This window comes from Pseudomonas sp. QC2 (assembly GCF_002859085.1).
GTDB lineage: Bacteria > Pseudomonadota > Gammaproteobacteria > Pseudomonadales > Pseudomonadaceae > Aquipseudomonas > Aquipseudomonas petroselini.
In genome coordinates this window covers 217,720-229,849 of record NZ_PKKS01000023.1, presented here as the reverse complement: position 1 = coordinate 229,849, position 12,130 = coordinate 217,720, and the positions used below count along the sequence as shown (strand labels likewise).

17 protein-coding genes are annotated in these 12,130 nt (G+C 58.9%); 10 read left to right on the top strand and 7 right to left on the bottom strand.

Annotated features, from left to right (window positions below):
• Window positions 1-25 precede the first annotated feature (25 nt).
• From murA to QCBJ_RS21790, 7 genes are all read right to left on the bottom strand, one after another.
• Window positions 26-1,291 (bottom strand): UDP-N-acetylglucosamine 1-carboxyvinyltransferase, encoded by a 1,266-nt coding sequence (murA, locus tag QCBJ_RS21820; protein WP_024073479.1) that lies wholly within the window; start codon window positions 1,289-1,291, stop codon window positions 26-28.
• Between the two features lie 23 nt (window positions 1,292-1,314).
• Window positions 1,315-1,554 carry a BolA family protein gene (locus QCBJ_RS21815; protein WP_003188597.1) on the bottom strand — a complete coding sequence of 80 codons (240 nt, stop codon included), beginning with the start codon at window positions 1,552-1,554 and terminating at the stop codon, window positions 1,315-1,317.
• A gap of 114 nt (window positions 1,555-1,668) precedes the next feature.
• Window positions 1,669-1,974 carry a lipid asymmetry maintenance protein MlaB gene (locus QCBJ_RS21810; RefSeq protein ID WP_012722248.1) on the bottom strand — a complete coding sequence of 102 codons (306 nt, stop codon included), beginning with the start codon at window positions 1,972-1,974 and terminating at the stop codon, window positions 1,669-1,671.
• Window positions 1,971-2,618 carry a phospholipid-binding protein MlaC gene (locus tag QCBJ_RS21805; protein ID WP_012722247.1) on the bottom strand — a complete coding sequence of 216 codons (648 nt, stop codon included), beginning with the start codon at window positions 2,616-2,618 and terminating at the stop codon, window positions 1,971-1,973. Before QCBJ_RS21805 ends, QCBJ_RS21810 begins: the two co-directional genes overlap by 4 nt.
• An 11-nt stretch (window positions 2,619-2,629) precedes the next feature.
• Window positions 2,630-3,097 carry an outer membrane lipid asymmetry maintenance protein MlaD gene (gene mlaD, locus QCBJ_RS21800; protein ID WP_012722246.1) on the bottom strand — a complete coding sequence of 156 codons (468 nt, stop codon included), beginning with the start codon at window positions 3,095-3,097 and terminating at the stop codon, window positions 2,630-2,632.
• Window positions 3,097-3,894, bottom strand: a complete 798-nt coding sequence (mlaE, locus tag QCBJ_RS21795) for a lipid asymmetry maintenance ABC transporter permease subunit MlaE (RefSeq protein ID WP_012722245.1) — start codon at window positions 3,892-3,894, stop codon at window positions 3,097-3,099. The genes mlaD and mlaE overlap by 1 nt, the downstream gene beginning before the upstream one ends.
• On the bottom strand, window positions 3,894-4,703 hold the full coding sequence (locus QCBJ_RS21790; protein WP_012722244.1) for an ATP-binding cassette domain-containing protein: 810 nt from the start codon (window positions 4,701-4,703) through the stop codon (window positions 3,894-3,896). Before QCBJ_RS21790 ends, mlaE begins: the two co-directional genes overlap by 1 nt.
• A 322-nt stretch (window positions 4,704-5,025) precedes the next feature.
• On the opposite strand from QCBJ_RS21790, the gene QCBJ_RS21785 reads away from it, so the two are divergent.
• The 10 genes from QCBJ_RS21785 to QCBJ_RS21740 all read left to right on the top strand — a co-directional run bounded on the left by QCBJ_RS21785 (window position 5,026) and on the right by QCBJ_RS21740 (window position 12,107).
• Complete coding sequence (locus QCBJ_RS21785) at window positions 5,026-6,000, top strand: KpsF/GutQ family sugar-phosphate isomerase (protein ID WP_012722243.1); 975 nt, start codon at window positions 5,026-5,028, stop codon at window positions 5,998-6,000.
• Window positions 6,001-6,525, top strand: coding sequence for an HAD family hydrolase (locus tag QCBJ_RS21780; protein ID WP_010213109.1), 525 nt, complete (start codon window positions 6,001-6,003; stop codon window positions 6,523-6,525). It abuts the gene before it with no gap.
• 8 nt (window positions 6,526-6,533) lie between these two features.
• Window positions 6,534-7,106, top strand: coding sequence for an LPS export ABC transporter periplasmic protein LptC (lptC, locus tag QCBJ_RS21775; RefSeq protein WP_012722242.1), 573 nt, complete (start codon window positions 6,534-6,536; stop codon window positions 7,104-7,106).
• A complete protein-coding gene (gene lptA / locus QCBJ_RS21770) occupies window positions 7,093-7,626 on the top strand; it encodes a lipopolysaccharide transport periplasmic protein LptA (RefSeq protein ID WP_012722241.1) in 534 nt (177 codons plus the stop codon). The genes lptC and lptA overlap by 14 nt, the downstream gene beginning before the upstream one ends.
• Complete coding sequence (lptB, locus tag QCBJ_RS21765; protein WP_003171806.1) at window positions 7,626-8,351, top strand: LPS export ABC transporter ATP-binding protein; 726 nt, start codon at window positions 7,626-7,628, stop codon at window positions 8,349-8,351. The genes lptA and lptB overlap by 1 nt, the downstream gene beginning before the upstream one ends.
• A gap of 185 nt (window positions 8,352-8,536) precedes the next feature.
• Window positions 8,537-10,030, top strand: a complete 1,494-nt coding sequence (locus QCBJ_RS21760; RefSeq protein WP_012722240.1) for an RNA polymerase factor sigma-54 — start codon at window positions 8,537-8,539, stop codon at window positions 10,028-10,030.
• A gap of 147 nt (window positions 10,031-10,177) precedes the next feature.
• Entirely contained in the window at window positions 10,178-10,483 is a 306-nt protein-coding gene (gene hpf / locus QCBJ_RS21755) for a ribosome hibernation-promoting factor, HPF/YfiA family (protein ID WP_003171804.1), read from the top strand.
• A 10-nt stretch (window positions 10,484-10,493) separates the two neighbouring features.
• Window positions 10,494-10,958: a PTS IIA-like nitrogen regulatory protein PtsN gene (gene ptsN, locus QCBJ_RS21750; RefSeq protein ID WP_012722239.1), complete on the top strand. Its 465-nt coding sequence runs from the start codon at window positions 10,494-10,496 to the stop codon at window positions 10,956-10,958.
• A gap of 2 nt (window positions 10,959-10,960) precedes the next feature.
• Window positions 10,961-11,818: an RNase adapter RapZ gene (rapZ, locus tag QCBJ_RS21745; RefSeq protein WP_012722238.1), complete on the top strand. Its 858-nt coding sequence runs from the start codon at window positions 10,961-10,963 to the stop codon at window positions 11,816-11,818.
• Window positions 11,819-11,834: 16 nt separating this feature from the next.
• Window positions 11,835-12,107 carry an HPr family phosphocarrier protein gene (locus QCBJ_RS21740; protein ID WP_012722237.1) on the top strand — a complete coding sequence of 91 codons (273 nt, stop codon included), beginning with the start codon at window positions 11,835-11,837 and terminating at the stop codon, window positions 12,105-12,107.
• Window positions 12,108-12,130 lie beyond the last annotated feature (23 nt).

Sequence of the window (12,130 nt, the reverse complement as noted above, 5' to 3'; positions counted from 1 at the left end):
CTTAAGGTGTTTGCAGCGCCGGGGACTAGCCCGGTACGCGGCGGATTTTCGCGCCGAGCATCTGCAGTTTTTCTTCGATGCACTCGTAGCCACGGTCTATGTGGTAGATGCGGTCGATCAGGGTGTCGCCTTCGGCGATCAGCGCAGAGATCACCAGGCTGGCCGAAGCCCGCAGGTCGGTGGCCATGACTGGCGCGCCCTTGAGCTTCTCGGTGCCGGTGACGATGGCGGTGTTGCCTTCAACCTGGATCTTCGCGCCCATGCGGTGCAGTTCGTACACGTGCATGAAACGGTTTTCGAAGATGGTCTCGATCACGGCACCGGTGCCTTCGGCAATGGCGTTCAAGGAAATGAACTGCGCTTGCATGTCGGTCGGGAACGCCGGGTACGGAGCGGTACGCACGTTGACGGCTTTAGGACGCTTGCCGTGCATGTTCAGCTCGATCCAGTCTTCGCCGGTGGTGATTTCGGCACCCGCTTCGCGCAGCTTTTCCAGGACCGCTTCCAGGATCGTCGGATCGGTGTCCTTGACCTTGACGCGGCCACCGGTAACGGCGGCGGCAACCAGGTAGGTACCGGTCTCGATGCGGTCCGGCATCACCTTGTAGGTGGCCGGGTGCAGGCGTTTTACGCCGTCGATGGTGATAGTGTCGGTGCCGGCGCCGGTGATGTTGGCCCCCATGGCGATCAGGAAGTTGGCCAGGTCGACCACTTCCGGCTCGCGCGCGGCGTTTTGCAGGACGCTGCGGCCGTTGGCCAGGGCAGCGGCCATCATGATGTTCTCGGTACCGGTCACGCTGACGGTATCAAAGAAGAAGTTGGCGCCACGCAGGCCGCCTTCCGGCGCCTTGGCCTTGATGTAGCCGCCTTCGACGTCGATGGTCGCGCCCATGGCTTCGAGGCCACGGATGTGCAGGTCCACCGGACGCGAGCCGATGGCGCAACCACCAGGCAGGGCCACTTCGGCTTCACCGAAACGGGCAACCATCGGGCCCAGCACCAAGATCGACGCACGCATGGTTTTCACCAGTTCGTACGGAGCGATCAGGGTCTTGATGGTGCGCGGGTCGATTTCAACCGACAATTTCTCGTCGATAACCGGCTCGATACCCATGCGACCGAACAACTCGATCATGGTGGTGATGTCGTGCAGGTGCGGCAAGTTGGCCACGGTGACCGGGCCATCGCACAGCAGGGTCGCTGCCAGGATCGGCAAGGCAGAGTTTTTTGCACCGGAGATGCGAATCTCGCCATCAAGGCGGGCACCGCCGGTAATAATCAATTTATCCATAAGAATCTCGACGCCTTGGGGGCTCAGGTGCGCTCGGCCCAGGCCGCGCGGCTGAAAAATTTCATAGTGACCGCATGGATGCTGCCATCGGTGATCCACGGGTTCAAATGGGCATAGATCTGCTGCTGACGCTTGACCGGGCTGAGTGCCGCCAGTTCATCGCTAATCACGTTCAGCTGGAAGTTGCAGCCTTCGCCTTCAACTTCTACGGTCGTTTCCGGCAGCTTTCCTTCAAGAAAGCTCTTAACTTCTAGGGCCTGCATGCTCAACCTCTATCGGCGCCCAGTGCGCGCGGGTCGCACATCATACAAAAAAGCCCCGCGCCTGCGAACCCCGCATAGCAGGACTCTGACGGGGGGCCTCTTTAATAATGTGTATTAGGGGTGCGCCAGCAGCTCGGTCAGACCGGAAACTTCGGCAATTTCGCGCATGTCTTCGGGCAACGCCCGAACGCTGACCGCTTTTTTGGCCGCTTCGGCATCGCGCATGAAGCACAGCAACAGCGATAAGCCGACGCTGCTGGACTTGGTCACGGCCGAACAGTCCAGCACCAACGCAGGCGCAGTGCTGGTCTTGATCAGTGCCTGACCCTGCTTGCGCAGGTCAGGCCCGGTGCGGTAATCCAGCACGCCACTGATGAACAGCTCGCCGGCGTCGCCGAGACGAACAGCTGACTCGATCATTGCGCGGGCTTCCCAGCAGCTTTATCGGTCTCTTCCTTGGCCTTGGCGACTTCACCGGCCCAACCATTGATGGTTTTGTCCAGGTCGTTGCCATTGCGCTGCATCGCATCCGCGAACTGGTCACGGAACAGCTTGCCAATGTTGATGCCGTTGATGATCACGTTACGCAGCTTCCACTCGCCGTTGACCTTCTCCAGCGTGTACTGCACCGGGTAGACCGCGCCATTGTTGCCCTTGACGCTCATGTTGACGCTGGTGCGATCACCCGACTCATCCCCGGCAGGAGCGACGGTAATGCCCTGGTTGTTGTATTCAAGAAGAGCGTTGCCGTAGAACTGGAACAGGCCTTTCTTGAAGTTTTCCTGGAAGGTCTGCATCTGCGCCGGCGTAGCCTTGCGCGAATACTTGACCGTCATAATGCTTTTGGAGATGCCTTCAGCATCCACCACCGGCCCCACAATGGTATTGAGCGCGTTGTAGAACTGACTCGGGTCTTGTTTGTACTTTTCTTTGTTGGCCGACAGGTCAGCCAACATCTTGTTGGTCGTGTCCTGCACCAGATCGTGGGCAGAACCCGCTGCGTTGGCCATCAACGGCAGCGCTGCAAGCAGTACCAGAAGGCCACGTCGCAAGGTAGAGATCATGTACAGATTCCTCATTTGGCGTCTTTATTGACCGTATTAAGCAGGAATTTACCGATCAGGTCTTCAAGCACCAGCGACGACTGTGTGTCGTGGATTGTCGAGCCATCCTTGAGCAGGGCTGATTCCCCGCCCACGCTGACACCGATGTACTTCTCGCCCAGCAGCCCCGCAGTGAGGATAGATGCAGTGGAGTCGGTCGGCAGATTATCAACCTTCTTATCCAGCTGCATTGTCACTCGACCGGTGAAGCTGTCGCGGTCCAGATCGATTGCAGTGACCTTGCCGATCGTCACACCGGCCATGGTCACTTTAGCTCTGACAGTCAAACCGGCGATATTGTCGAAGTACGCGTAAAGTTTATAAGTATCGGCGGTGGGGCTGGCCGAAAGACCGCTGACTCGCAGGGCCAACAACAGTAAAGCCAGGATGCCAGCCAGCAAGAAAAGGCCGACACCGATTTCCACAGTGCGGTTTTGCATCAGAAATCTCCAAACATCAAGGCGGTCAAAATGAAGTCAAGGCCCAGTACCGCCAGCGAGGCGTACACAACGGTCTTGGTGGTGGCACGACTGATCCCTTCTGAAGTGGGCTCACAGTCGTAGCCTTGGAATACGGCGATCCAGGTCACTACAAAGGCGAAGACGATGCTCTTTATGATGCCGTTGAGCACGTCGCCCGTGAACGTCACGCTGTTTTGCATGTTGGCCCAGTAAGAGCCGTCGTAGACGCCCAGCCAGTCCACCGCCACCCACGAACCACCCCAGATACCCACCACGCTGAAGATGATCGTCAGCAGTGGCAGGGAAATGAAGCCGGCCCACAGACGCGGGGCAACAATGTACTTGAGCGGGTCCACGCCGATCATTTCCAGGCTGGACAGCTGCTCGGTGGACTTCATGTTGCCGATTTCGGCGGTCAGCGCAGAACCCGCACGCCCGGCGAACAGCAAAGCGGTCACCACCGGCCCCAGCTCTCGCAACAACGTCAGGGCGACCATCTGCCCCACCGCCTGCTCCGAACCATAGCTGGACAGAATATTGAAGCCCTGCAGCGCCAGCACCATGCCGATGAACACCCCGGAGACCACGATGATCACCAGGGACATCACACCCACAGCATGCAACTGCTTGACCAGTAGGCCGAAGCCGCCACCTATGCCGCCGCGGCCGAGCAAGGCGTGAAACAGGAAAATCGTCGAACGGCCCAGCACTTCGACGATGTCGATGCCCGAGCGACCGAAAAGGCGAACCTTTTCGATAAGAGATGTCTTGCGCATCAGCGCTTCCCCAGAAGATCTGAGCGGTAATCCGCTGCCGGAAAGTGAAAAGGCACGGGGCCATCAGGATCGCCGGTCATGAATTGGCGAATGCGCGGGTTATCAGCGTTCATCAGTTCTTCGGGCGTGCCCTGCCCCAGCACCTGGCCATCGCCGACGACATAGAGGTAATCGGCAATGCTCGCGGTTTCTGCAAGATCATGGGAGACCACGATGCTGGTGATGCCCAGTGCATCGTTGAGCAAGCGGATCAGGCGCACCAACACGCCCATGGCGATCGGGTCCTGACCGACGAAGGGCTCGTCATACATGAGGATCTGCGGGTCGAGGGCAATGGCGCGGGCCAGGGCCACGCGACGCTTCATACCGCCGGACAGTTCGTCGGGCATCAGGTCGATGGCACCGCGCAGGCCTACGGCCTGCAGTTTCAGCAACACAATGTCACGAATCATTTCGTCAGACAGTTGGGTATGCACACGCAGCGGAAACGCCACGTTCTCGAACACATCAAGGTCGGTAAACAGCGCACCGCTCTGGAACAGCACACCCATGTGCTTACGCGCGTCGAACAGATCGCTGCGCGACAGCGTCGGCAGGTTCTGGCCGTTTACCCACACTTCGCCGGCACTGGGCCGCAATTGCATGCCCATCAGGCGCAACAGGGTGGTCTTGCCACTACCGGAAGGCCCCATGATGCCCGTGACCTTGCCGCGCGGAATGCGGATATCGACGTTATTGAAGATGCTGCGCGTCCCGCGCTTGAAGGTCAGTCCCTTCAGCTCGACCGCGTAGGCGTTATCGGCACTCATCTAAACTCCTTGGGATGCAGCCTCTCACTCAGACACCACGCTTGCGACAAACGTTTGCATCAGCCGCACAATAGTTGCGCAATCGATGGCCACATGGGCAGAGCGGACCGAACTGGCGGCGAACTATATCACTGCTGGTACAGGGCGCCCAAGGCCGGAACAGTGCTTGTTCAGATCCAGGACAGGGAAAAAACGTTGCCAGCTATGTTACTAAGGAGGGAATCCCAAGCGCACCGCGAACAAACCCTGACGAACTTGCGTGAGGGAATTGATCATTACCGCTATAATCGCCGACTTTTCGTCAGGCTATACGATTTCAGACATGAGCCAATCCAGCGACCTTATTCAATCCGCACAACGCACCATCCGCCTCGAGCTTGAAGCCGTAGAAGGCTTGCTGGCGCATATCGACGCAGATTTCGTACGCGCCTGCGAGATGATTCTGGCCAGCAAGGGCCGCGTTGTCGTGGTCGGCATGGGCAAGTCAGGCCACGTTGGCAACAAAATCGCCGCCACCCTGGCCAGCACCGGGACCACCGCGTTTTTCGTGCACCCCGCCGAAGCCAGTCACGGCGACATGGGCATGATCACCAAGGATGACATCATCCTGGCGTTGTCCAACTCCGGCAGCACCAACGAAATCGTGACCCTGTTGCCGCTGATCAAGCGCCTGGGCATCCAGATGATCAGCATCACCGGCAACCCGGAATCGACGCTGGCCAAGGCCGCCGAAGTCAACCTCAACGTTCACGTGGACCACGAAGCCTGCCCGCTGAACCTGGCGCCGACTTCGTCCACCACCGCCGCCCTGGTGATGGGTGATGCCCTGGCCGTGGCACTGCTGGAGGCGCGTGGATTTACCGCCGAGGACTTTGCGTTTTCGCACCCGGGGGGCGCCTTGGGCCGCCGCCTGCTGCTGAAAGTGGAAAACGTCATGCACTCGGGTGATGAGCTGCCCCACGTCCAGCGCGGTACCCTGCTGAAGGACGCGCTGATGGAAATGACTCGCAAGGGTTTGGGCATGACGGTGATCCTGGAAGCCGATGGCCGCCTGGCCGGGGTGTTCACCGACGGTGACTTGCGCCGCACCCTGGACCGCACCATCGATATCCACACCGCCAGCATCGACGCAGTGATGACACCTCACGGCAAGACCGCGCGCCCCGAAATGCTGGCAGCCGAGGCGTTGAAAATCATGGAAGACCACAAGATCGGCGCACTGGTGGTGGTCGATGGCGACGACCGCCCGATTGGCGCCCTGAACATGCACGACTTGCTGCGTGCGGGAGTGATGTAAATGACCAGCGACCTGTTGCAACGCGGTAAAAACATCAAGCTGGCGATTTTCGACGTTGACGGTGTGCTGACCGATGGCCGCTTGTACTTCCTCGAAGACGGCAGTGAATTCAAGACTTTTAACACCCTCGACGGCCAGGGCATCAAGATGCTGATGGCGTCGGGCGTGCAAACGGCGATTATCAGCGGCAGAAAAACCCCCGTTGTGGAACGTCGCGCACAAAACCTGGGGATTCCTCACCTGTATCAGGGCCGCGAGGATAAACTGGTGGTTCTGGACGAGCTTCTTGGCCAACTCAACCTAAGCTATGAGCAGGTCGCCTACTTGGGCGATGACTTGCCCGACTTGCCGGTGATCCGCCGAGTGGGCCTGGGCATGGCGGTCGCCAACGCGGCAGCCTTTGTTCGCGAGCACGCCCATGGCATCACCACCGCCCGTGGCGGTGAAGGCGCCGCACGCGAATTCTGCGAGCTGATCCTGCGAGCCCAGGGTAGCCTTGAAGCGGCCCACGCCGCCTACTTATAGAGCGTTTTATGCTGAGCAAAAAGATTCGCAACTTCCTGTTATTCGGGGTCATCGCCGCGCTGTTCCTGGCGGTGGGCTACTGGAATATCAGCCCGGAGCGCTTTCTCGACCAGCCTGCCGCGCAGGTTGACGAAGGCGCTATCGACTATTACGCCACCAATGCCAAGAGCGTGCAGTTCCTGCCCGACGGCAAAGTGCAGTACGAGATGACCTCGGACAAGGTCGAACACGTCAAGGCCAGCGAAGTCACCCTGCTGACCAACCCCGACATGAACATTTACCGCGGTACCGAGTTCCCATGGCACGTCACCAGCAAACGTGGCGAGGTCAACCCGGACGGTACCGAGGTGGAACTGATCGACTCGGTGCGCGTTGCGCGCACTGACGATAAAAAACGTGAGACCGTGATTACCAGCAGTCGCATGACCGTATTCCCGCAGAAGCAATATGCGCAGACCGAGCAAGACGTTAGAATCGACGGCGCTGGCGGTGTATCGACTGGCAAGGGAATGAAAGCGTATTTGAAAGAAAGCAGGATACACCTGCTATCGAACGTAAGAGGACAGTATGAGGCTCGTTAAAACTCTCCCTATTTTGCTCGGTCTGGGCGCAGCACTGGGAAGCGTGAGCGCCTGGGCTCTGCCGAACGATAGCCAGCAACCGATCCACATCTCGGCTGACGATGCGCAGTTGGATGATAAACAAGGCGTCGCCACCTATACCGGCGGCGTGATCATCACCCAAGGTTCGATGAAGATCACCGGCAATACCGTGACCCTGACTCGCACCCCGGCTGGCGACATTGATGTGGTGACCTCGGTCGGCAACCTGGCTTACTTCGAACAGAAGCAGTCCGCTGCCGATACCGGTCCGATGAAGGGCTACGGCAAGACCATCCAGTATCACGCCCAGCAGAACCGCATCGTACTGATCGACCAGGCGAAAGTACTCAGCCCGGACGGCAACTCCACGGAAGGTGAAAAGATCACCTATGACACCGTGAAACAGATCGCTAACGCCGGTCGCGCCAATGGCAACAAGGTCACTGCACCTCGTCCACGGATCGACATGGTCATCCAGCCGAAGAAGAAGGCCGAGTAATGGCAACCCTGAAAGCCCAGCATCTGGCCAAGGCCTATAAAAGCCGTCAGGTCGTGCGCGACGTCAGCCTGTCGATCGACAGCGGCCAGATCGTCGGCTTGCTCGGCCCTAACGGCGCCGGTAAGACCACCTGCTTCTACATGATCGTCGGCCTGGTCCAGGCGGATCAGGGCCGCGTGCTGATCGACGACCTGGACGTGAGCCACCAGCCGATGCACGGCCGCGCCCGCGCCGGTATCGGCTATCTCCCGCAGGAAGCGTCGATCTTCCGCAAACTGTCGGTCGCCGATAACATCATGGCCATCCTCGAGACCCGCAAGGAGCTCGACCGTGACGGCCGTCGCAAGGAGCTGGAAAGCCTGCTGCAGGAGTTCCACATCAACCATATCCGCGACAACCTCGGCATGAGCCTGTCCGGCGGTGAGCGTCGCCGTGTGGAAATCGCCCGCGCCCTGGCCACTGCGCCCAAGTTCATCCTGCTGGACGAACCGTTTGCGGGCGTCGACCCGATCTCGGTGGGCGACATCAAGCAGATCATCCATCACCTCAAGGCCAAGGGCATTGGCGTGCTGATCACCGACCACAACGTCCGTGAGACCCTCGATATCTGCGAAACAGCGTATATCGTCAACGATGGCCAGCTGATCGCCGAAGGTGATTCCGCCACCATCCTGGCCAACGAGCTGGTCAAGGAAGTGTACCTGGGTCACGAGTTCCGCCTGTAAACACCGTGGTGTCACGGCTGTTCGCCAAGGCGCGCGGGAGTCAATGAAAACCTCCGGATTTTTATTGTTACCGCGCTCTAGGCAAAGCCCCCGACATCAGGCATATAATTTGCTTATGTTTGGCGCTCACGCGCCCTGTCGTGGATGGCGCATTGCGCCGGCGAATAAGGTGTTAAGCCCCTGCCATGAAACCATCGCTAGTCCTGAGAATGGGCCAGCAGCTGACGATGACACCGCAGCTGCAACAGGCCATCCGCCTGCTCCAATTGTCGACCCTGGACCTGCAACAGGAAATCCAGGAGGCCCTGGAGTCCAATCCGATGCTCGAACGCCAGGAGGAAGGCGACGACTTCGATAATGCAGACCCGCTGGCCGATAATATCGAGCAAAAACCCAATCCCGACGTGCAGGAACCCTCCTACCAGGAAACCGCCCCTACGGTGGATAACCTTGAGGAAGGCGAATGGAACGAACGCATTCCCAACGAGCTTCCGGTCGACACGGCCTGGGAAGACGTCTACCAGACCAGCGCCAGCAGCCTGCCCAGCAATGACGATGATGAGTGGGACTTCACCACACGCACCTCCGTTGGCGAGAGCCTGCAGAGCCACCTGCTGTGGCAACTGAACCTTGCGCCGATGTCGGACACCGATCGCTTGATCGCCGTGACCCTGATCGACTGCATCAACAATCAGGGTTACCTGGACGAGACGCTCGAAGAAATTCTTGAAGCCTTCGATCCGGAGCTGGATATCGAGCTGGACGAGATCGAAGCCGTCCTGCACCGCATCCAACAGTTCGAGCCCGCCGGCATCGGCGCACGCACCCTCAGCGAATGCCTGTTGCTGCAATTGCGCCAATTACCGGCCAAGACCCCCTGGCTCGCCGAAGCCCAGCGCCTGGTGACCGATTACATCGACCTGCTGGGCAGCCGCGACTACAGCCAGTTGATGCGCCGCATGAAGCTCAAGGAAGACGACCTGCGCCAGGTCATCGAGCTGGTACAGAGCCTCAACCCGCGTCCTGGCTCACAAATCGAATCGAGCGAAGCCGAATACGTGGTTCCCGATGTGATCGTGCGCAAGGACAACGAGCGCTGGCTGGTAGAGCTGAACCAGGAATCGGTGCCGCGCCTGCGGGTGAACCCGCAATACGCCGGCTTCGTACGTCGCGCCGATACCAGTGCCGACAACACCTTCATGCGCAACCAGTTGCAGGAAGCGCGCTGGTTCATCAAGAGCCTGCAAAGCCGAAACGAAACCCTGATGAAAGTCGCCACCCAGATCGTCGAGCATCAGCGCGGCTTCCTGGAGTACGGCGACGAAGCGATGAAACCGCTGGTGCTGCATGACATCGCCGAAGCGGTCGGCATGCATGAATCAACGATTTCCCGGGTGACCACGCAAAAATTCATGCATACCCCTCGGGGTATTTATGAACTGAAATACTTTTTCTCCAGCCACGTCAGCACCTCCGAAGGCGGTGAATGCTCGTCCACGGCGATCCGCGCGATCATCAAAAAACTGGTTGCTGCTGAAAATCAGAAAAAGCCATTGAGTGACAGTAAGATCGCTGGTTTACTGGAGGCACAAGGCATTCAGGTCGCCCGTCGAACCGTCGCCAAGTACCGCGAATCCCTTGGGATCGCGCCTTCCAGCGAGCGTAAGCGTTTGATGTGACGGGCGGGCCACAGCGTTCCGGGATGCGTTTTAAAACTCGCCGAGCGGCGATCAGGCAAGATCGACGCGCAGGCAGTTTTAAAATGCAGACCAGTGGCGGGTATTCCTACCCGTCGCGTTATGCACTGGCAACGAAGGAGAAGCTGTATGCAAGTCAACATCAGTGGACACCAACTGGAAGTTACCAAGCCCCTGCGTGAGTACACCGAAAGCAAGTTGAACAAGCTTGCGGGGCATTTTGACAAGATCACCAACGTGCAGGTCATCATGGAGGTCGACAAGCTCAAGCAGAAAATCGAGGCCACCCTGCATGTTCCGAATGCCAAGCTCGTCGCCAATGCGGAACATGAAGACATGTACGCGGCGATCGACTCGCTCTACGACAAGCTGGACCGCCAACTCATAAAGCATAAGGAAAAGAATCTGCACCTGATGCAAGGTACAGGTCGTTAACTCTCCCCCCATGATCCGACTTGAAACCATCCTGACCCCCGGCCGTTCCCTCGTGAACGTGCCGGGCGGCAGTAAAAAACGCGCCCTCGAACAAATTGCCAACCTGATCGGCCGTGAAGTGCCCGAACTGGATACGCAAGCTGTGTATGAGGCACTGATTGCCCGTGAAAAACTTGGCTCGACCGGTTTTGGCAACGGCATCGCCATTCCCCACTGCCGCCTCAAAGGCTGCGAGACTCCTGTCAGCGCCCTGCTGCACCTGGACGCCCCTATCGATTTCGACGCCATCGACGGTGCCCCGGTCGACCTGCTGTTCGTTCTGCTGGTCCCGGAAGCTGCCACCGATGCGCACCTGGAACTGCTCCGGCAGATCGCCAGCATGCTCGACCGCAAGGACGTACGCGACAAACTGCGCAGCGCCAGCAGCAATGAGGCGCTGTACCAGGTTGTCCTGGATGAACAGAACGGGCAGTAACCATGCGCTTGATCATCGTCAGCGGCCGCTCCGGCTCGGGTAAAAGTACCGCCCTCAATGTTCTTGAGGACAACGGTTTCTATTGCATCGACAACCTGCCCGCCGGCCTGCTGCCGGAATTGGCAGAACGCGCGTTGATCCACACCGAACTGGCTCAACCCCTGGTCGCCGTTTCGATTGATGCCCGCAACCTGCCCAGCCACCTGGAGCGATTCCCGCAATTGCTCGAGGAAGTGCGGGCCAAGCACATTCATTGCGATGTGCTGTACCTGGATGCCGACGAAGAGACACTGCTCAAGCGTTTCTCCGAAACCCGCCGGCGTCACCCCCTCAGCAGCCCTCATCGCTCGCTGGCAGAAGCCATCGAAGATGAAACCAAGCTGCTGGGACCGATCATTGACCTCGCCGACCTCAAGATCAACACGACCAGCCTTAACCTGTACCAACTGCGCGATGCCATCAAGCTGCGCCTGCTGAACCAGCCGGAGCCAGGCACGGCGTTTCTGGTGGAGTCGTTTGGTTTCAAGCGCGGCATGCCGGTGGACGCCGACTTGGTATTCGATGTGCGATGCCTGCCCAACCCTTATTGGAAGCCGGAACTGCGTGATCAGTCCGGACTGGATCAGCCCGTCGCCGATTACCTGGCTGCACAACCGGATGTGGAGGAGATGTTCCAGGACATTTCCAGCTACTTGCTCAAATGGTTACCCCGATTTGCTGCCAGCAATCGGGCCTATGTCACCATTGCCATCGGCTGCACCGGCGGTCACCACCGCTCCGTCTATCTGACCGAGCGCCTGGGCCAGGTGCTGCAAAAAACCCTCAAGAACGTCCAGGTCCGCCACCGCGACCTCAGCTGAAAGGAACACCTGCGCGATGCCCGCTCTGGAAATTGAAATCATCAACAAGCTGGGCTTGCACGCCCGGGCGTCAGCCAAGTTCGTCGGCGTTGCAGGACAGTTCCCTTGCCAGATCCGCGCCGGACGCACGCCAGAGTCCATGGTCGATGGCAAAAGCATCATGGCCATGATGATGCTGGCCGCCGGCAAAGGCACCAAGATTCACTTGAAGACAGAAGGTGAGCAAGAGCAGGAAGCGATGGATGCCCTGGTGGCGCTGATCAATAACTACTTTGATGAGGGTGAGTAAACTCACCCTTTAAGGCGGGATGA